This window comes from Amycolatopsis sp. NPDC003865 (genome assembly GCF_053605345.1).
In genome coordinates, this window is record NZ_JBSGJA010000002.1 from 392,775 (window position 1) to 411,229 (window position 18,455).

The following is an 18,455-nucleotide window of genomic DNA, read 5'->3' on the forward strand; positions in this document are numbered from 1 at the left end:
CGTTGCGTCGAAGGGAGCAGCGGTGGGCGGCGGACACGCACCGGGCGTCGGGCGGCGGGCGACCAGTGAGTTCCCGCCCGGCTGGACCGACGAGCACATCATCTCGGTGGTCAAGGACGTCGCGAACGACCCCAGCGAGGCCCGGCGCCGCCAGCCCAACGGCCGCTGGCGCTGCGCGGGCGAGCGGTACAACGTGCACCTGATCGTGCTGGTCGAGGAGAACGGCCACGTCCACACGGCGTACCCGGTGGCGGGTCCCGGTGTCGTCCGAAACCCCGACGCCGCCCGTGACCCGGCGAACCCGACGGTGGCCGACCTCAAGGAGAACCGGATCAGCTTCTTCGGCGACAGCGTCCTGACCCAGCTGGCCGACCGCCTGTCCCCGGCGGACTACACGCACTACCGGACGCTGCTGTGGTCCGGCGAGTGGGAGGAGCTGGCCGACGTCCTGGCGGCCCACGCGGTCAAGATCGGCTTCGGCTTCTCGACGGACGAGTTCTCCGACTTCGAGCGGCTGCTGAACAGCTACGACCTGCCGGTCCCGGCGTGCGCGTTCCTCAACGACCGCGAGCACATCCTGAACCAGCTCCGCCCGCTCTAGCCGAAGTCGTACCCGGTGAAGTTCGCGATCGGGCGGTAGCCGAGGCGCCGGTACAGGGCGTTGCTGGTGACGTTGGCGGGATCGGTGTAGAGGACGACGTCCGTCGCGCCCGCCGCCAGCGCGGCCCGGCTCACCGCGAACGTCACCGCGCCCGCGTAGCCCCGGCCGCGGAAGCGGGCCGGAGTGTAGACCGGGTCGACCCGGACCATGCCGGCCACCATCGGAGTGGCGCCGGCCATGGCGACGGGGACGTCGGTCGCCCAGAACGTGAACTGCTTGTCGGCGAAGTTCGAAGCGGCCCACGCCCGCTCGTCGGCGAAGGGCGCCTGCCCGACCGCGGTGGCGAACTCACTGCACCAGCGGACGATTTCCGCACGGTCCGGCGCGTCCGAGGCCTGGCCGTCCGGCATCGGCTCCGGCGGGACGAGGATGCCGAGCCGGTGGAGGCGGACCCGCACCCCGGGTACCGGCGCGGCGCCGGTGCGCCGCTGCCACGCCTCGGCGAACGCGGCGGCCGAATCGTCCGGCGCGGTCACTCCGCACAGCGGACGGCCGGCCAGGTCCGCGGCGAGGGCGTCGGCCTGGGCGGGGTCGACTTCGGTGAGGATCAGGCGTTGCTCCGAGCGGCAGTAGCAGATCGCGCGGACCTCGCCGTCCTGTTCCAGGCGGCCGAAGAGCGTGCCCTCTTCGGCCTGCTTCCGCAGCTTCTCGAGCCGGGTGAGCTGCGAGGTGTGCAAGGCGGGCCGCGAGCGCAGGAAGTCGTCGGTCCGGGCGAGGAAGTCGTCGATGTCCTCGGTGAAGTGCCAGCTCATGTCCCGGGATCAGCTCGCCTGGGAAAGCGGTGGGGACGCCGTCTCCGCGACCGCCGCGCGCAGCTCGTCCAGCGGCAGGCCCACGGCGTCCGCGATGGCCGTGACCGTGAAGAACGCCGGTGTCGGGATCCGCCCGGTTTCGATCTTGCGGAGCGTCTCGACCGAGATCCCGGCCTCCGCGGCGACGTCGACCATGCTCCGGCCGGCCCGCGCCGTCCGCAGCGCTTGGCCGAGGCGCTCGCCCCGTTCGCGCTCTTCGTCCGTAAGCGGTACGCGCACCATGACCGTGATTCTAATACCAGAGTTGTCCACAGGTGGTGGACAACTCTGTGCACAGGTGTGGAAAAGGCCCCGCCGATCCGGAGATCGGCGGGGCCCCACCACATCTAGTGCCCTCAGGCGCCCGCGGGCACCGGAAGTGGCATGCCGGGCAGGCTCTGGTCGTTCGGCACGACGCCGTCGACGAGGTAGGCCTCCACGACCTTGTCCACACCCGCGTTGCCGCCGGCGTAGATGCCGTGGTCACCCTCACCGGTGATGGTCAGCATCCGCGAGTTGTCGAACGCCTTGTGCGCGCGCCGCGCACCCTCGATCGGCGTCGCCGGGTCGTGCTCCGACTCGACGATCAGGACCGGCGGGACACCCTTGCCGTTGAGCACCGGCAGCGGAACCGGCGGCCGCTTCCAGAACAGGCACGGCTGGATGAACCAGCCCGCGCCGAGCAGGGGCAGCTGCTGGTCGATCAGCTTCTGCGACTGCTTGATGGCGCTCTGGGTCGAGCCGGTCCACGGACCCTCGTTGCACGGGATCGTCCAGAACGAGGCGTCGTAGGCGTCGCCGTCGGTCGGGACCATCAGCGGCTGCGCGCCGGAGGTTTCGTTGCTCTTGTCGGCGGCCTTGACCTTCTGCGCGGCCGACGTCTTGGCCTGCGCCGACGCGGTGCCCTGGGTCAGCGTGCGGACGCTGACCAGGTAGTCGGCCAGACCCGGGAACGACCGCTTCGAATAGATCGAAGACGCGATGAAGGAGTCCAGGCCGTTGGCCGAGACGGTCGAGCCGTCGGGCAGGGTGACCGCGCCCTGGGTCAGGGCGTAGCGGACCTGCTCGTAGGTCTGGCGGGCGGCCTCGCCGGTCGTGCCGAAGTGGTAGAGCTTGTCGTACTTCGCCATCCACGGGAGGAAGTCCTGCCGCCAGCGGCGCTCGAAGCCGAGCGGCTGCCAGTCGAACGACTTCTGCCAGGTCGTGGTGAACTCCGTCGAGGAGTCGAGGACGAACCGGCCGGTGCGCGCCGGGTAGGCCTGCGCGTAGTGCGCGCCCATCCAGGTGCCCGCCGAGTAGCCGACCCAGTTGATCTTGTCGCGGCCGAGCAGCACGCGCAGCAGGTCGATGTCCTTGACCGTCTGGTCGGTGTTGATCAGCGGGCCCAGCTCACCGGACTTCTGCTGGCAGGACAGCGCCGCGTACTTCGTCGCCTGGAGGATCAGGTTCAGGTTCTGCTTGCTGCGGTCACGCGGGTCGAGGTCCGAGCCGGTGCCGATGGCGCCACCGCACGTGATGTTCGTGCTCTTGCCGGTGCCGCGCGGGTCGAACCCGACGATCTCCTGGTGCTCGCGCAGCTTGGGCTGGTTGCGCAGGCGGGCCGGGAAGTTGCGCCCGGGCGCCCCCGGGCCGCCCGGGTTGGTGACGACGCTGGCCGTCGCGTCCTTGGTCGCCTTCAGCCTGCTGACCGCGATGGTCAGGTCGATCTGGGCGTTCGCCTGGTACCAGTTGCGCGGCGTCTTGAAGGTCGCGCACTCCATGTCCTCGGCGCCCGCGGGCGGGGCCGTCGGGAGTTCGGCGGGGACGGCGCACTTGTGCCAGTCCAGCTTCTGGTTCGCGTACTGGGCCGGGATGTTCGTGGAGTTCAGCGGCTGCTTGCCGGCCGCGGCATCCTGGCCTGCGAACGCAGGGGTGAACCCGGCCAGCAGGGTGCCGGCGATCGCCGGGATCACCACCGCGTAGCGGAGTCGTGTCATACGGTTGCCCCTTATCGGGTTTTCGCGTGCGGAGTCCGGCTATTGATATAGGCCGGGTGGAGGCGGGGCAACCGACGTTGGTCGGCATCGCGGATCGTGGCGATCAAATCGATATCGGACAGACGTGACTCCCTGTCACCCAGGTTCTAAGGTCAGGCGGTCGGTTACGGGAGTGTTAGGTGAGGTCCGATGTCGACTGCGAAGCACGACGGGAAGGTGCGCGGGTTGCGGTTCAGCCCGTGGAACCTGCTCCTGATCGTCCCGCTGCTGGTCCTGGTCACGCCACTGTTCAACATGGACGGTCCGCGGCTGTTCGGGATGCCGTTCTTCTACTGGTTCCAGTTCCTCATGGTGGCGGTCGGGGTGCTCAGCACCTGGATCGTCTACCTGATGACGCGGGACAAGCCGACGGTTGACGCGCCGGACAAGCTGAGCGTCGATGACCTGGACGAGGGGGACGCTCGATGAGCAACCTGCAGTGGCCCGAGCTGATCATCTTCACGATCCTGTTCGCGCTGGTGACCGTCCTCGGCTTCATGGCGTCGCGCTGGCAGCGGGGCAGCACGCTGGACCACCTGGACGAGTGGGGTCTCGGCGGCCGCAAGTTCGGCTCGTGGATCACCTGGTTCCTGCTCGGCGGCGACCTCTACACGGCGTACACGTTCGTCGCGGTGCCCGCGCTGGTGTTCAGCGCCGGCGCGCTCGGCCTGTACGCGCTGCCTTACACGATCGTGGTCTACCCGATCGTGCTCCTGCCGGCGCTGCGGATGTGGTCGGTCTCGCGGGTCCGCGGCTACGTGACCCCGGCCGACTTCGTGCGCGGCCGCTTCGGCTCGCCGATCCTGGCGCTGCTGGTGGCGATCACCGGCATCGTCGCGACCATGCCGTACATCGCGCTGCAGCTGGTCGGCCTCGAAGCCGTGCTGCGGACGATGGGCATCAACGGCTCCGGCATCGTCGGGCACCTGCCGCTGCTGGTCGCCTTCATCATCCTGGCCTTCTACACCTACCAGTCCGGCCTGCGGGCGCCCGCGCTGATCGCGTTCGTCAAGGACATCCTGATCTACATCGTGATCCTGGTGGCGATCATCTACCTGCCCTCGAAGCTGGGCGGCTGGTCGCACATCTTCGACGCGGCGGCCAAGAAGCTCGGCACGCCGAGCCCGGCCACCGGCAAGCCGGCCGGGTCGATCCTGCTGACGGCCAACAACCAGCTGCAGTACGCGACCCTGGCGCTGGGTTCGGCGCTCGCGCTCTTCCTGTACCCGCACTCGCTGACCAGCGTCCTGGCTTCGCGCGGCCGCAACGTCATCAAGCGGAACATGGTCGCGCTGCCGGCGTACTCGCTGGTGCTGGGCCTGCTGGCGCTGCTCGGCTACGTCGCCATCACGGCGGGGGTCAAGCCGCTGACGAACGCGGCAACCGGCAAGGCGGACGGCAACACGATCGTCCCGGTGCTGTTCGACAACCAGTTCTCGTCGTGGTTCGCCGGCATCGCGTTCGCCGCGATCGGCATCGGCGCGCTGGTGCCCGCCGCGATCATGTCGATCGCCGCGGCCAACCTGTGGACCCGCAACATCTACAAGGAGTACATCCGGAAGAACGCGACACCGGCCGAAGAAGCGAAGCAGGCCAAGCTCGCTTCGCTGGTCGTCAAGCTCGGTGCGGTGGCCGTGATCATCCTGATCGACCCGCAGTTCTCGATCGACCTCCAGCTCATCGGCGGCGTGCTGATCCTGCAGACGCTGCCGGCGGTCGCGCTGGCGCTGTACACGCGCTGGTTCCACCGCTGGGGCCTGATCGCGGGCTGGGTCGTCGGCATCGGCTGGGGCCTGATCATGCTGTACGGCATCCCCAACCCGGCCAACGGCAAGCAGCACTTCGGCGGTTCGGCGCTGGCGCTGGGCAACATGTCGATCTTCGGCTGGCACCCGTTCGCGGGTTCCCAGGTCCAGATCTACGTCGGCTTCGTCGCGCTGATCGCCAACCTGGTGGTCGCGGCGATCGTCACGGTGATCGCGCGGCAGCTGAAGGTCTTCAACGGCACCGACGACACCAACGCCGAGGACTACCACGCCGACGAGCACGACAAGGACCTGCGCCCGATCGGCGTCCACTAAGTCCACTGAGGACGGATGGCCGCCCGCGAAACGAGGTAGAGCACCAGCCCGTTGAGCAGGTGCCAGAGGAAGTGCGTGCCGACCGGGACGTATGCGCATACGTCCCGGTCGAGCGTGCGCAGGCTCAACGAGAGGGCGAAAACCGCGCCGGCGACGGCGAAGTGCGTCCAGGCGGTGTCGCGCTGGAAGGCGAGCACCGCGGCGAAGGCGCCCAGCCCGATGAGCGGCGCGAGGTAGAGGCCGCCGCCCAGCAACGCGGTGACCGCGGTGAGCGCGAGAAACCCCGGCGCGGCGACCCAGGCCCACCGCCCGCTCCAGTACTTCCGCACGAACACCACGGCGTACACCAGCACGAACACGAGGATGGCCGTCGAGTCCGCGACGGCCGCCCAGCGCGTCGCGAGCAGGTGGAACACCGTGCTGGCGGCGAAAACCAGCCCGATCAGCCCGGCCAGCAACCGGCCGGTGCGGTCCCCCGCGGCCAGCCGCCACACGAGCACGGCGGCGACCAGGAACGCGAGGTTGCTGAAGTCGTTGAGCGGCTCTCCCCAGAGTCCGGGCGCGACGCGTTCGCAGTACCCGTCGACGTAGTCCGTCACGGGAACAGCCAACCACGACTAGCGTGCGGGGTATGAGCGACGTGAGCCGGTTCCCGGTGGTGGACCTCGAAGACCTGCCCGACGACCTGCGCGAGCGCGTCGGCGCGATCGCGGAGAAGTCCGGGTTCGTCCCGAACATCTTCCGCGCCCTCGGCCACCGGCCCGCCGAGCTGCGCGCGTTCCTCGACTACCACGACGCGCTCATGGAACGCCCAGACGGACTCACCAAGGCCGAGCGCGAGCTGGTCGTCGTCGCCACGTCCGGCGCGAACCACTGCACCTACTGCGTCGTCGCGCACGGGGCCATCCTGCGCATCCGCGCCAAGGACCCCGAGCTGGCCGACCGGGTGTCGAGCAACCCGTGGCAGGTGGAGCTGGACGAACGCGGCCGCGCGATCGTCGACCTCGCGTTGGCCCTCGCCCAGGACTCGGCGCTGTTCGGCGAAGGCGACCTCGAAGCGGCGCGCAACGCCGGGCTGACCGACGACGAGATCTGGGACGTCGGCGCGATCACGGCGTTGTTCGCGATGTCGAACCGCCTCGCGCACCTGACCGCGCTGCGCCCGAACCCGGAGTTCCACCTGCTCGGCCGCGTCCCGCGTTAGAACTCCAGTCGCCAGGTCTCGTCGGTCAGCTTCGGACCCCAGTCGTCGAAGTCCGTCTCCTGGACCAGCTCGAAGCCGGCCGCGCGGTAGATCGAACGGGCCGCGGTCAGGATCGAGACCGTCGACAGCTCCATCTCCCGGTAACCGTGCGCGCGGGCGAATTCGACGCACTCGGTGACCAGCCGCTTGCCGACGCCGTGACCCCGGGCCGACGGTTCGAGCAGCAGCAGCCGCAGCTTCGCGGTGTCATCGTCCGCCCCTCGGGTGCACGCGATGCTGCCGACGCGCTCGCCGTCGAGTTCGGCGATCCAGAACGCCTGCCGCGGGTCGTCGTGCTCGGTGAAGTCGGCGACGATCCGGGCGACCAAGCCCTCGAACCGAGGGCCGAAGCCGTACTCGTGGCCGTAGAGCGCGCCGTGCCGTTCGACCACCCAGCCGAGGTCACCCGGTCGTGGCGGGCGAAGCACGAGAGCCGGGTCGCGACGACGGTCGCCGACCAGGTCGCCGATCGTGCGCATCGCGGTCAGCAGCCGCTGCTGGTCTTCGTCGGCGAAGCGGCGCAGCAGCCCGCCGATCTGCTCGGTGGAGCGGGCGTTCAGCACGGCGAACGCGTCCCGGCCCGCGGCTGTCGGCCGCACGAGCTGGCGCCGGGCGTCCTCGCCGGACCGTTCGCGCACGATCAGGCCGCGCGCTTCGAGCCGCGTGAGCAGCCTGCTGGCGTAGCCGGCGTCCAGGTCGAGGCGTTTGCGCAGCTCGGTCACCGGCAGCGGGTCCTGGTGGGCGAGCTCGAAGAGCACACGGGCTTCCGGCAGCGAGTACTCGGCGTCGGCCGGTCCCTCGTCGAGTACGCCGATGACCCCGGTGTAGAGCCGGTTGAAGGCACGGACCGCGGCCACGCGGTCGGCGAGCCGATCGTCATTCATTGACCACCTCAACAAGTTCGTTGACGAAGTCAAAGATTACTCGACGGGTCTGCCTCGGCAAGTGGTTAACCGGGGGAATGGGAAACCCCGCGATGCTGCCAGGTCGGGGGTCCGCCAGCATCACGGGGTCGTAGGGGGTATCGACAGCACTTTGCGTGTCGTTACACGTTCAGCACTTTGTGGCATAGGTCACTCTAATGGGCGACCGCCACGGGTGAAACAGAGGTCAGCGCATGTAGCCCGAGCGAGCCTGCGCGATCGCGATGAGTTCCTGACGGACCGTCGCGGTGGCGGCGGTGTCGATCGCCCGGTTCAGCGCCCGGCGAGTGCGAACCTCGGCGCGACGGGCACGGAGCTTGGCGGCGATGTTGTTCATCGGTTTCTGCATCCCCTTCGAGGGTCTTGGTGGCTTGTGCCTCTAGTATGCGCCTTTTTTCACAAGGAAGCCAATGAATATCCGGTGATGTGGCGCACTTGCCGATGAATCATCGGAAAACTTGGGTATGGGCCGGAGAGATCGAGGGTGTCGGCGGTCACGACGAAGCAACCCGATACAGACGTATAAGGCTCTCTAGCAAGTGAGCTAGAGAGCCTTTGGGACGGGGATAGGTGTCAGTCGCGGCCGAGCAGGTAGTGGCCGAAGTGCGGCACGGTGAAGGCGATCTGACCCCGTTCGGCGGAGTAGACCAGGCCTTTCTTCATCAGGCTGTCGCGCGCCGGCGACAGGGACGAGGGCTTCCGCCCGAGGAACACGGCGACGTCGGCGGTGCCGGCGGGCTCGTCGCGCCCCTGGGTCAGCTCGGCCATGGCCTGGAGGTACTCGCGCTCGGCCGGCGTCGCCCGGTCGTAGCGCGAGCCGAAGAAGCCGACCGCCAGCTCGGACTCCGCTTCGGGCGCGGCGACCTGGACGTCCTTGACGGTGATCGGATCGGACGGCGCCGCGTCCCAGGCCGCCTTGCCGTAGGCCTGGATGAAGTACGGGTAGCCGCCGGACGCGTCGAAGAGCGCGTCGAGGGCTTCGGGTTCGATGCCGGCGTCCTCGCGCTCGATCGGCGCCATCACGGCGTAGTCGGCGTCCTCGCGGTCGAGCCGGTCGATGCGCGAGTACCGGAAGAGCCGCTCGGAGTAGGACTTCGACGCCGAGAGCACGGCGGGCAGGTGCGGCAGCCCGGCCCCGACGACGACGAGCGGCGCCCCGGACTGGGACAGCTCGTGGCAGGCCGCGCACAACGCCGAGACGTCGTCCGGCTGCAGGTCCTGCATTTCGTCGATGAGCAGCGCGACCCCGGTTCCGACGTCCGCGGCCAGCTCGGCGACGTCGGTGAAGAGCTCGACGAGGTCGATCTCGATGTCCCCGGAGTCCGCCCGCCCCTGCGCGGCGGGCACGTCGATGCCCGGCTGCCACCGGTCACGCAGCTTGGCGTCGGGCTTGTTGGCCCGCAGCGCGAAGGCCTTCAGAACGCCGAGCACCTCTTCGACGCGGTCCGGAGCGCGATGCCGCACGGCGAGGTCCCGGATGGCCCGGTGCAAGGCGGCGGAGAGCGGCCGCCGCAGCTCGGCGTCCGGCCGGGCTTCGATCTTCCCGGCCCCCCACTTGTGCCGCACGGCCATCGCGCGCAGCTCCCCGAGGAGGACGGTCTTCCCGACGCCCCGCAGGCCGGTGAGGACAAGACTGCGCTCGGGTCTCCCCCGGGCAACCCGTTCGAGCACGACCTCGAAGGCCTTGAGCTCACGCTCACGCCCGGCCAGCTCGGGCGGCCGTTGCCCGGCGCCCGGCGCAAAGGGGTTGCGGATGGGGTCCACTCTGCCAAGCTATCGACGTATCTAGCGCAAGCCCGATATTCCGCCATAGACGGCTAGGGCGTGTCGCCGGAGTTCGGCCGGATGGCCGTACATAGAGACGAACAGGTCTGCAGCCCTGCTCGTCCCTACCCCCAGCGCGCACTACGACGTAGCGCTACTCGCCGAGGTTCCGTTCCGCGTAGATCTTCATCGCGTCGCGGACGAATTCCGCGTCCGGGCCCTCGAACCCGTAGCGCGGGTCGTCGACGTACAGCTGCCCGAGCCCCGCGAAGTACCCCGCGGACACCGACGACACCGCCGGCTGGAGCCACGAGTGCAGCCGCCGCGTGATCGCCTGGACGTCGTCCGAGCCCGCCGCGAGCCCGGACGACCGGGCCGCGCCGAACGCCGCCGCGATGTCCTTCTGCTCCTGCTGGTGGGCCTTCTTCTGCGAGTCCGGCAACGAACTCCACCACTGGTCGCCACGCCGGTACGCGTCAGCGCCCCAGCGGCGCGTGACCTCCTCCTCGTACTGCGTGTGGTCGAAGCCGTCGAAGACTTCTGCTGCCATCAGTCGTTCACCTCCCTTCAGTTTCCGCAGCGTGGTCCGGACCGAATCGATCTGCCGTCCGATCCGCTGCCGCTCCTGTTCCAGCAGCTCCAGGTGGGTCTCGAGGGCCGCGGCGCGGTCGCGTTGGCCGTCGAGGACCGCCGCGATCGCCGGGAGCCCGAGACCCAGTTCGCGCAGCAGCAGGATCCGCTGCAGCCGGACGAGCGCCTGCTCGTCGTAGTAGCGGTAGCCGTTGCTGCCGACGCGGCTGGGCTCGAGCAGGCCGACCGCGCCGTAGTGGCGCAGCGTCCGGCTCGTGGTCCCGGCCGAGCGGGCGAGGTCCTGGATCGACCACTCCATGCCGACGACGATAGAAGTTGACGCAGCGTCAAGGTCAACCGCTAAAGCTTTATAGCACTGTCTAGCATCGACACGATATTTCCGGAGAAACCCCGATGAGGGTTCGAGCACGGGTGGAGCGGGCACTCAGCGAGTAGGTTCGACCAGGCACCGGCCCGTACGAGGAAGGCAAACGACCGTGATACTCCGTCGAGTGGCACGTCCCCTGCTCGCCACGATCTTCGTGACGGGCGGAATCAATGCGCTGAGGCAGGCCGAAGGGCACGCGAAGGCGGTGGAACCCTTCCTCAACAGCGCGTTCGACAAGGTCGGCGACAAGGTGCCGGAGCAGGTTCCGCGTGATCCGGTGACGCTGGTCCGCATCGACGCCGCCGTGAAGATCGGCGCCGGCCTCGCGCTCGCGGCCGGCAAGGCGCCGCGGCTCGCGGCGGGGCTGCTGCTCGGCAGCCTCGTGCCGACGACGCTCGCGGCGCACAGCTTCTGGACCATCAAGGACCCGGGCGAGAAGCAGCAGCAGCAGATCCAGTTCTTCAAGAACGCGAGCCTGGCGGGCGGCCTGCTGATCGCGGTCAGCGACACGCACGGGAAGCCGTCGGCGGCGTGGCGCGCGAAGCACGCGGCGAAGGACGTCAGCGCCGCGGCCGGGAAGCTGAGCCGCAAGGGCCAGAAGCGCGCGAACAAGCTCGCGAAGCGGGCCCAGAAGGCCCTCCCCAACTAGAACGCGAAAAGGGCCGCCCTCGCGCGCGAGGGCGGCCCTTTTTCGTGCGCTTACTTCTCCAGGATCGCGGTGACGCCCTGGCCGCCGGCCGCGCAGATCGAGATCAGGCCGCGGCCGGACCCCTTCTCGTGCAGCAGCTTCGCCAGCGTCGCGACGATCCGGCCACCGGTCGCGGCGAACGGGTGCCCGGCCGCCAGCGACGAGCCGTTGACGTTCAGCTTCGCCCGGTCGATCGCGCCCAGCGGCGCGTCCAGCTCCAGCTTCTCCTTGGCGAACGCCGGGTCCTCCCACGCCTTGAGCGTGGCCAGCACCTGCGACGCGAAGGCCTCGTGGATCTCGTAGAAGTCGAAGTCCTGCAACGTCAGCCCGGCCTTCGCGAGCATCCGCGGCACGGCGTACGCGGGCGCCATCAGCAGGCCCTCTTCGCCGTGGACGTAGTCGACGGCCGCGGTCTGCGAGAACGTCAGGTAGGCCAGCACCGGCAGCTTGTGCGCCTTCGCCCACTCGTCGGTGGCGAGCAGGACCGTCGACGCGCCGTCGGTCAGCGGCGTCGAGTTGCCCGCCGTCATGGTGCCGTCCGGGCCGCCGAACGCCGGCTTGAGCTTGGCGAGCTTCTCGGCGGTCGAGTCCGGGCGCAGGTTCTGGTCGCGCGCGAGCTTGAGGAACGGCGTCACGAGGTCGTCGAAGAACCCGCGGTCGTAGGCGGCGGCGAGCTTCTGGTGGCTGCTCGCGGCCAGCTCGTCCTGCGCCTCGCGCGTGATCTCCCAGATCTTCGCGGTGAGCGCCGCGTGCTCGCCCATCGACAAGCCGGTGCGGGGCTCCTCGTTGCGCGGGATCGCCGGGACGATGTGGCCGGGCCGGATCTTCGCGACGAGCTTGAGCCGGTCGCCGAGCGTCTTCGCGGCGTTGAGCTGGATCAGGATCTGCCGGAGGTCCTCATTGACGGCCAGCGGCGCGTCGCTCGTGGTGTCGACGCCGCCCGCGATGGCCGAGTCGATCTGGCCGAGCGCGATCTTGTTGGCGACGTTGACGATGGCCTGCAGGCCGGTGCCGCACGCCATCTGGACGTCGGACGCGGGTGTCGCGGGCGAGAGCTTGCTGCCCAGCACGCTCTCGCGGGCCAGGTTGAAGTCCTTCGAGTGCTTGAGCACGGCGCCGGCGGCGACCTCGCCGATCACCTCACCCTGCAGCGAGAAGCGGCTGACCAGGCCGTCGAGGGCGGCGGTGAACATGTCCTGATTCGACGCCTTCGCGTACGGCCCGTTGGAGCGCGCGAAGGGGATCCGGTTGCCCCCGATGATCGCGACCTTGCGTACAGCTGGCGTCTTCTTCGGTGGCATGACTTCACCTCTCTGGTCGTGTCCCTCACACTGTAACCTACTCGGGAGTAGGTTAGACTGCCACGTGACGCAGACTGCACGGGAGGCAACCGATGGCTGACAGGTACCAGCAGTTCACGAAAACCCCGCTGGGGAAGTTCGTGGTGCCGAAGCTCGGCCTGCCCAACCCCGCCACGCTGCGCCGCTACAAGCCCGGGCAACCCGCCCTCGAGGGTCCCGCACTTCTCGGTGCCGCGCCCGGTGGCCGGCTCGAAAAGACCCTTCGTGACCAGCTCGCCGACGCGGGCATCGAGGTCGTCACGTCGGCGGCCGACCGGCACGCGGCCCTGGTCTTCGACGCCACCGGCGTCACCGACCCCGCGCGCCTGCGCGAGGTCTACGACTTCTTCCACCCGGTGATCCGCAGCGTCGGGCCGTCCGGCCGGGTCGTCATCCTGGGCACGCCGCCGGAGCAGGTCGAAGGCCGCGAGCGGATCGCCCAGCGCGCCCTCGAGGGCTTCGTGCGCTCGGTCGGTAAGGAGCTGAAGCGCGGCGCGACCGCCCAGCTCGTGTACGTCGCCGAAGGCGCCGAGGAGGCAACGGAGTCGACGCTGCGCTTCCTGCTGTCGGCGAAGTCCGCGTTCGTCGACGCGCAGGTCATCCGGATCGGCGCCGAAGGCAAGACGGCTTCCGCGCCCGCGAACTGGGAGAAGCCCCTCGACGGCAAGGTCGCGCTGGTCACCGGCGCGTCCCGCGGCATCGGCGCGGCGATCGCCGAGGTACTGGCCCGCGACGGCGCGCACGTCGTCGCGCTCGACATCCCCGCCCAGGGTGGTGACCTGTCGAAGGTGGCCAACAAGATCGGCGGCTCATCGCTGCAGCTCGACATCACTTCGCCGAGCGCGCCCGCGAAGCTCGCGGAGTACCTGAAGGAGCGTCACGGCGGTGTCGACGTCGTTGTCCACAACGCGGGCATCACGCGCGACAAGACGCTGGGCAACATGAGCGAGAGCGCGTGGGACTCGGTGATCGCGGTGAACCTCGCTTCGCAGCTCGCGGTGAACGACAAGCTGCTCGCCGACCGTGTGCTGAACGAGAACGGCCGGATCATCGGCGTCTCGTCGATCGCGGGCATCGCCGGCAACGTCGGCCAGACGAACTACGCGACGTCGAAGGCGGGCGTCATCGGCATGGTGAACGTCGGCGCGCCGCAGCTCGCGGAGTACGGCGGCACGATCAACGCCGTGGCTCCGGGCTTCATCGAGACGAAGATGACGGCGGCGGTCCCGCTGTTCATCCGCGAGGCCGGACGGCGGCTGTCGAGCCTGGGCCAGGGCGGGCTGCCGGTCGACGTCGCCGAGACGATCGCCTGGTACGCGAACCCGGCGTCGGCCGCGGTGAACGGCAACGTGGTCCGCGTCTGCGGCCAGGCCCTGCTGGGGGCGTGACGTGGCGATCCGCGAACTCGACAGCACGCCGAGCCTGGCCACGCTGTACCCGAAGGCGCTGCTCGGCTTTCGCAAAACGGGCTCATCGCTGCCCGAGACGGAGCTGGTCCGCACGGGTGTCGTCGTCGACCCGGCGCACCTCGCCGCGTACAACACGGTGTGCGGCTTCCGGCTGAGCGACGAGCTGCCGGCGACGTACCCGCACATGCTGGCGTTCCCGCTGCAGATGGCGCTGATGACCGAGCCGGCGTTCCCGTTCCCGCTGCTCGGCATGGTGCACGTGGCCAACCGGATCACGCAGCACCGCCCGCTGCGGCTGGGCGAGGCGCTGACGATCCGCGTGCGCGCGGAGAACCTGCGCCCGCACGAGAAGGGCCGTCAGTTCGACGTCGTCAGCGAGGCCTGGGCCGGGGAGGACCTGGTGTGGCTCGACGTCAGCACGTACCTGCGTCGCGGAGGCGGCTCGTCTTCGTCGCGCCGGGAGCAGCTGGCGCCCCCGACACCGGACGCGATCTGGCGCGTCCCCGGCGACATCGGCCGGCGCTACGCGGAGGTCTCGGGCGACCGCAACCCGATCCACCTGCACCCGCTGACGGCCAAGCTGTTCGGCTTCCCCCGCGCGATCGCCCACGGGATGTGGACGAAGGCCCACGCGCTGGCGGCGTTCGAGGGCAGGCTGCCCGCGGCGTTCACGATCGACGTCAAGTTCAAGCAGCCGGTGCTGCTCCCGGCCAAGGCGGGCTTCACGTCCTGGGCCGACGGCGACGGCTGGGCGTTCGAGCTGTGGAGCAAGGCGAAGCCGCACCTGGAGGGCACGATCACCTCACTCTGACGGCTTCCAGACCTCGCCCTCGATGAGGTCGTTGAAGCCCAGCCAGACGAGGTTCATCAGCCAGGACGCCAGGACGCCGTCGGAGATGTCGGGGTGGTCGAGGGCCCAGTCGGCCAGTGATTCGGCCGCCCCGACCAAGGCCGCGGACAGGCCTTCGCCGGAGAACTCGGCCTGCTCGCCGACGCCCTTACGGGTACCGGCGGACACGACGAGGGCCGCGACCAGCTGGATCGCGCGCGCCCGCATGTCGGTGATCTCCGCGGCGAACGCCCCGCCGACGGTCAGCGCCTGGCGGTGCAGCACCGTCCACGACTCGCGGTACTCCGCGACGAAGCGGTAGAACGACCGCAGACCGTGCCAGAGCTGCATGTCCGGCGGCAGGTCGGGCTGCACGCCGGCCTGGATGGCCTCGAGCAGCCGCGTCGCCTCGCGGCGGATGCACGCACCGAACAGGTCCTCCTTGGACCCGAGGTAGGTGTAGATCATCGGCTTCGAGACGCCGGCGACGTCGGAGATCTCGTCCATCGAGGCCGCGTGGTAGCCGTGGCGCGAGAAAACCTGGACGGCGGCGTCCAGGATCTGCCGCTCGCGCACCGCGCGCGGCAGCCGCCTGGCCCGTTCGGGCGGACGCTGATCATCCTCTGACACGCTGGACCTCCCTGTTGCTGACGGGAGACGGTACCGGGCGCTGCCCCGTCAGGGTGATTTCGGCACGCTTGCCCGCCTACCTACTGACGGGTAGCCTTACGCGTGAGTAACTGCAGAGGAGTGACCATGGCCGACAACGCCGGGATGACCAGCGCCGATCAGGTCGCGGGGCTCCGTGGGGCGGCGCTGCTGGACGCCCTGGAGCGGCTCGACCCGCTGAGCCCCGAGGCGCACGCCCTCGACGTCAACACCCTCGCCGACGCGGTCGACCCGCGCGACCTCGGCAAGGACGACTTCCGAAGACTCCTGAGCGCGCTGCTTCGCCTGGCGGAGCGCGCCCCGGCGTTCGACCTGAGCAAGGTCGAGCCGGCGAGGTTCGCATCGCTGGTGTCGTCGGCCTCGCGAGCGCAGCTGGAGAGCGTCGTCGCGGAGAGGCCCCTGCGCGAGCGGGTCCTGGACGAGATCTTCGCTCGCATGGGCGCGCACATCAGGTCGGATCGAGCCCGCGACCTGCATGCGGTGGTCCACTGGCGCCTGTCGGGAGGCGTGGGAGAGGGCGGCTACGACCGCTACGAGACAACGATCTCCCACGGCTCGTGCACGGTGAGCCGCGAGATGCACGCGGCTCCGCGAGTGACGATCACCATCGCCCCGGCCGACTTCTTCCGGCTCATCACCCACCAGGCGACGCCGGCGGTGTTGTTCGTCACGGGAAGAATCAAGGTCAAGGGCGATTTGGCGTTCGCGGCGGGCCTGATCGGATACTTCGACCTCCCCCACCCGGTGTAGTTTGTCGCTGTGCCCCGAAAAGCGAAGTGGCGCCTTTCCCGGCCCCGCGGAGTACGCGCCGGCCACGCGGTCAACGCGTTCGCGGACAAGCTCGTCATCGGCAACTTGACGCCCGCGCAGTTCATTCAGGTACTGGAAACACTGCACATGCTGGGCTCCGCGGGAGCGGGGATCGAGCTGAGCTCCCTGTCGACGGACGTGCTGGTGGACGTGGTCAAGCGCAGCTCGCGCGAGCAGCTGAAGGCCCTCGCGGAGCACCCGGAGCTGCGCGGGGTGTTCCTCGACGAGATCTTCCGCAGAATGTCGGAACACTTCTCCCCGCACCGCGCCCGCCACGTGGATTTCGTGGTTTCCTGGCGCTTTTCCGAGGGAACGGGAGAGGACGGCTACGACCGTTTCCAGACGGTGATCGAGGACGGCGTGTGCGTGTCCTCAACGGACTTGTCCCGAACCCCGGACACAACGATCACGCTATCGGTGGACGACTTCATCAGGATGGCAACGGGCAACGCAGCAGTGGCGGCGATGTTCGTAACGGGCCGGGTGAAGGTGAAGGGCGAGTACGCCCCGGCGGTCCGGTTCTCCAGCTACTTCGACATCCCTAAGCCGTCCGTGGACTAGCTGTCGCACGTCGGTGACGGCAAACTGTCGGTGTCCGCCGTTAGGGTGGATCCATGAGTCTTGCCGACGTTGAACAGGAGCACGTCCTCAAAGCCATTGAGGAGTTCGACAACCTCGGCCGCGATGCCTTCTTGAACAGGTACGGGAACGACGAGGCGACTCGGTACGCCGTTGTGTACCAGGGCAAGGAGTACGACTCAGAGGCTTTGGCCGGCTCGGCTCACGGGTTTGCCGTAGGACGGGCCTTCCGTCCGTCGGATCTACCGAGTGGCTCCGGCGCGATCGCTGAGTACTTGGCCGAACTCGGGTTCTACTTCCGCGACGCTCAGGCAGCCAAAGGCGGGCACGTCTTCGGTGAGATCGCGGGATGCCCGGAGGGCGTCACTTTCGCCAGTCGTGCTGAGGTAGCTGCCGCTGGCGTTCACCGTGCGCTGCAGGCCGGCATCGTGGGCACTGGCAAGGAGGGTGCTGAATCGATCGTCTCCTCGGGTGGCTATGTGGACGATGACGATCGTGGTGACGAGTTGCTCTACACCGGGCACGGCGGGCGAGACCCCAACGGTCGCCAAATCGCCAACCAGACGTTCTCCGCTCCGGGAAACGCCGCCCTCCAGACCAGCTGGAAGACGGGCGCCCCGGTTCGGGTTGTGCGCGGCGCAGACGCGAAGTCGCCGTACGCCCCCGACCAGGGCTACCGCTACGACGGATTGTTCCGTGTTGAAGATGCGGTCATGGTGCCCGGGCAGGGCGGCTACTTGGTGTGCAGGTTCCGGCTGATCAAGGTGAGCAACCGGATCGACGCAAAGTTCGTTTCGGACAGCTACCTGCTGCCATCGGAGCCGGGTCACCCCGTGGGCAACGCCCAGCCCGAACGCAAGGCAGTTACTACGCAACGCATCGTGCGGACCACCAAGGTCGCCGAGAGAGTCAAGAAGATCCACGACCACACCTGCCAAATCTGCGGCACGCGGCTGTCGGTGGGAGAGGGTCTGGGCTATTCAGAAGGCGCACACATCAAGGCTCTCGGCGGCTTGCACCGTGGGCCGGATTGGACTTCGAACGTCCTTTGCCTGTGTCCCAATTGCCACGTGCAGTTCGATCGAGGTGCGGTGGTGATCGCATCGGATCGCACTGTGCTTCGCGAGGGCACGCCGGCTGGGCGGCTGCGGGAGCACGCGGATCACGTGATCGCTGACGAGTTCATCGACTACCACCGATCAGTGCATTCGTGATCAGCCCTCGATGATCCGGCCTTCGATCACCGTCGGCTGGTCGCGGCGCGGTCCTGCCTCCGAAGGCGGAACCACCTCACTGTCCACCACCATCACCGGCCCTCGCCGCTGGTTGGCGAACCGGACCGCCCGCTTCTCCATCCGACGCAGCCACCACCGCCGGACCAAAGCCCTCGACGGCGGCAGCATCAGCAGCAACCCCAGGACGTCCGAAACGAATCCCGGCACCAGGATCAACACCCCGCCGAGCGCGACCAGCATCCCGTCGGTCAGTTCCTTCTCCGCCGGTTGCCCAGCTCGGGCCGCGGACATGAACGCCCGCATCGCCTTGCCGCCCTCGCGGCGGGCCAGCCACGAGCCCAGGAACGCGCCGGCCAGGAGCAGGCCCAGCGTGCCGAGCACACCCACGGCCGAGCCCACCGCCCAGATCGCGGCGATCTCGGCGAAGACGTAAAGCAGGAACGCGACAGCCATACCCGGT

Annotated in this window: 21 protein-coding genes; 10 read left to right on the forward strand and 11 right to left on the reverse strand. The window is 69.0% G+C overall.

Features of this window, described 5'->3' with window-relative positions:
* Window positions 1–22: 22 nt before the first annotated feature.
* Window positions 23–601 (forward strand): EndoU domain-containing protein, encoded by a 579-nt coding sequence (locus tag ACWEVP_RS06740; RefSeq protein ID WP_452061638.1) that lies wholly within the window; start codon window positions 23–25, stop codon window positions 599–601.
* Here ACWEVP_RS06740 and ACWEVP_RS06745 read toward each other — a convergent pair.
* From ACWEVP_RS06745 to ACWEVP_RS06755, 3 genes are all read right to left on the reverse strand, one after another.
* A complete protein-coding gene (locus ACWEVP_RS06745; RefSeq protein WP_452061639.1) occupies window positions 598–1,413 on the reverse strand; it encodes a GNAT family N-acetyltransferase in 816 nt (271 codons plus the stop codon). The genes ACWEVP_RS06740 and ACWEVP_RS06745 overlap by 4 nt on opposite strands.
* Before the next feature lie 9 nt (window positions 1,414–1,422).
* A complete protein-coding gene (locus tag ACWEVP_RS06750) occupies window positions 1,423–1,695 on the reverse strand; it encodes a helix-turn-helix domain-containing protein (RefSeq protein ID WP_452061640.1) in 273 nt (90 codons plus the stop codon).
* 113 nt (window positions 1,696–1,808) lie between these two features.
* On the reverse strand, window positions 1,809–3,428 hold the full coding sequence (locus ACWEVP_RS06755; protein ID WP_452061641.1) for an alpha/beta hydrolase: 1,620 nt from the start codon (window positions 3,426–3,428) through the stop codon (window positions 1,809–1,811).
* 189 nt (window positions 3,429–3,617) lie between these two features.
* Between ACWEVP_RS06755 and ACWEVP_RS06760 the strand changes: the two genes are divergently transcribed.
* Both ACWEVP_RS06760 and mctP read left to right on the forward strand, forming a co-directional pair.
* The gene (locus ACWEVP_RS06760; protein ID WP_452061642.1) at window positions 3,618–3,896 is read left to right on the forward strand and encodes a DUF3311 domain-containing protein; all 279 of its coding nucleotides are present in this window, start codon (window positions 3,618–3,620) and stop codon (window positions 3,894–3,896) included.
* A complete protein-coding gene (mctP, locus tag ACWEVP_RS06765) occupies window positions 3,893–5,548 on the forward strand; it encodes a monocarboxylate uptake permease MctP (RefSeq protein WP_452061643.1) in 1,656 nt (551 codons plus the stop codon). Before ACWEVP_RS06760 ends, mctP begins: the two co-directional genes overlap by 4 nt.
* Here mctP and ACWEVP_RS06770 read toward each other — a convergent pair.
* A complete protein-coding gene (locus ACWEVP_RS06770) occupies window positions 5,545–6,147 on the reverse strand; it encodes a hypothetical protein (RefSeq protein WP_452061644.1) in 603 nt (200 codons plus the stop codon). The genes mctP and ACWEVP_RS06770 overlap by 4 nt on opposite strands.
* Window positions 6,148–6,179: 32 nt before the next feature.
* On the opposite strand from ACWEVP_RS06770, the gene ACWEVP_RS06775 reads away from it, so the two are divergent.
* Entirely contained in the window at window positions 6,180–6,752 is a 573-nt protein-coding gene (locus ACWEVP_RS06775; protein WP_452061645.1) for a peroxidase-related enzyme, read from the forward strand.
* Here the strand turns inward: ACWEVP_RS06775 and ACWEVP_RS06780 are convergent.
* From ACWEVP_RS06780 to ACWEVP_RS06795, 4 genes are all read right to left on the reverse strand, one after another.
* Window positions 6,749–7,675 (reverse strand): bifunctional helix-turn-helix transcriptional regulator/GNAT family N-acetyltransferase, encoded by a 927-nt coding sequence (locus ACWEVP_RS06780; RefSeq protein ID WP_452061646.1) that lies wholly within the window; start codon window positions 7,673–7,675, stop codon window positions 6,749–6,751. The two genes, ACWEVP_RS06775 and ACWEVP_RS06780, sit on opposite strands and share 4 nt — an antisense overlap.
* 226 nt (window positions 7,676–7,901) lie before the next feature.
* Window positions 7,902–8,051, reverse strand: coding sequence for a hypothetical protein (locus tag ACWEVP_RS06785; RefSeq protein ID WP_167379635.1), 150 nt, complete (start codon window positions 8,049–8,051; stop codon window positions 7,902–7,904).
* Window positions 8,052–8,287: 236 nt separating this feature from the next.
* On the reverse strand, window positions 8,288–9,478 hold the full coding sequence (locus ACWEVP_RS06790) for an AAA family ATPase (protein ID WP_452061647.1): 1,191 nt from the start codon (window positions 9,476–9,478) through the stop codon (window positions 8,288–8,290).
* Window positions 9,479–9,632: 154 nt separating this feature from the next.
* Complete coding sequence (locus ACWEVP_RS06795) at window positions 9,633–10,367, reverse strand: MerR family transcriptional regulator (RefSeq protein WP_452061648.1); 735 nt, start codon at window positions 10,365–10,367, stop codon at window positions 9,633–9,635.
* 178 nt (window positions 10,368–10,545) lie between these two features.
* Between ACWEVP_RS06795 and ACWEVP_RS06800 the strand changes: the two genes are divergently transcribed.
* On the forward strand, window positions 10,546–11,085 hold the full coding sequence (locus tag ACWEVP_RS06800; RefSeq protein ID WP_452061649.1) for a DoxX family membrane protein: 540 nt from the start codon (window positions 10,546–10,548) through the stop codon (window positions 11,083–11,085).
* A 50-nt stretch (window positions 11,086–11,135) separates the two neighbouring features.
* Here ACWEVP_RS06800 and ACWEVP_RS06805 read toward each other — a convergent pair whose 3' ends face one another.
* A complete protein-coding gene (locus tag ACWEVP_RS06805; RefSeq protein WP_452061650.1) occupies window positions 11,136–12,425 on the reverse strand; it encodes an acetyl-CoA C-acetyltransferase in 1,290 nt (429 codons plus the stop codon).
* Between the two features lie 92 nt (window positions 12,426–12,517).
* On the opposite strand from ACWEVP_RS06805, the gene ACWEVP_RS06810 reads away from it, so the two are divergent.
* Both ACWEVP_RS06810 and ACWEVP_RS06815 read left to right on the forward strand, forming a co-directional pair.
* Entirely contained in the window at window positions 12,518–13,852 is a 1,335-nt protein-coding gene (locus ACWEVP_RS06810) for a 3-oxoacyl-ACP reductase (protein WP_452061651.1), read from the forward strand.
* A gap of 1 nt (window position 13,853) precedes the next feature.
* Window positions 13,854–14,684: a MaoC family dehydratase gene (locus ACWEVP_RS06815; protein WP_452061652.1), complete on the forward strand. Its 831-nt coding sequence runs from the start codon at window positions 13,854–13,856 to the stop codon at window positions 14,682–14,684.
* On the opposite strand, the gene ACWEVP_RS06820 is transcribed toward ACWEVP_RS06815, so the two are convergent.
* The gene (locus ACWEVP_RS06820) at window positions 14,676–15,332 is read right to left on the reverse strand and encodes a TetR/AcrR family transcriptional regulator (protein ID WP_086670992.1); all 657 of its coding nucleotides are present in this window, start codon (window positions 15,330–15,332) and stop codon (window positions 14,676–14,678) included. The genes ACWEVP_RS06815 and ACWEVP_RS06820 overlap by 9 nt on opposite strands.
* A gap of 126 nt (window positions 15,333–15,458) precedes the next feature.
* Between ACWEVP_RS06820 and ACWEVP_RS06825 the strand changes: the two genes are divergently transcribed.
* Genes ACWEVP_RS06825 through ACWEVP_RS06835 form a run of 3 tightly spaced genes read left to right on the forward strand, consistent with a single transcriptional unit; the run spans window position 15,459 to window position 17,974 of the window.
* Window positions 15,459–16,121 carry an SCP2 sterol-binding domain-containing protein gene (locus ACWEVP_RS06825; RefSeq protein ID WP_452061653.1) on the forward strand — a complete coding sequence of 221 codons (663 nt, stop codon included), beginning with the start codon at window positions 15,459–15,461 and terminating at the stop codon, window positions 16,119–16,121.
* Between the two features lie 9 nt (window positions 16,122–16,130).
* The gene (locus ACWEVP_RS06830) at window positions 16,131–16,742 is read left to right on the forward strand and encodes an SCP2 sterol-binding domain-containing protein (RefSeq protein ID WP_452061654.1); all 612 of its coding nucleotides are present in this window, start codon (window positions 16,131–16,133) and stop codon (window positions 16,740–16,742) included.
* Window positions 16,743–16,795: 53 nt separating this feature from the next.
* Window positions 16,796–17,974: a YDG/SRA domain-containing protein gene (locus ACWEVP_RS06835; protein ID WP_452061655.1), complete on the forward strand. Its 1,179-nt coding sequence runs from the start codon at window positions 16,796–16,798 to the stop codon at window positions 17,972–17,974.
* Here the strand turns inward: ACWEVP_RS06835 and ACWEVP_RS06840 are convergent, their stop codons facing one another.
* The gene (locus tag ACWEVP_RS06840) at window positions 17,975–18,448 is read right to left on the reverse strand and encodes an FxsA family protein (RefSeq protein WP_452061656.1); all 474 of its coding nucleotides are present in this window, start codon (window positions 18,446–18,448) and stop codon (window positions 17,975–17,977) included. It lies immediately after the preceding gene.
* Window positions 18,449–18,455 lie beyond the last annotated feature (7 nt).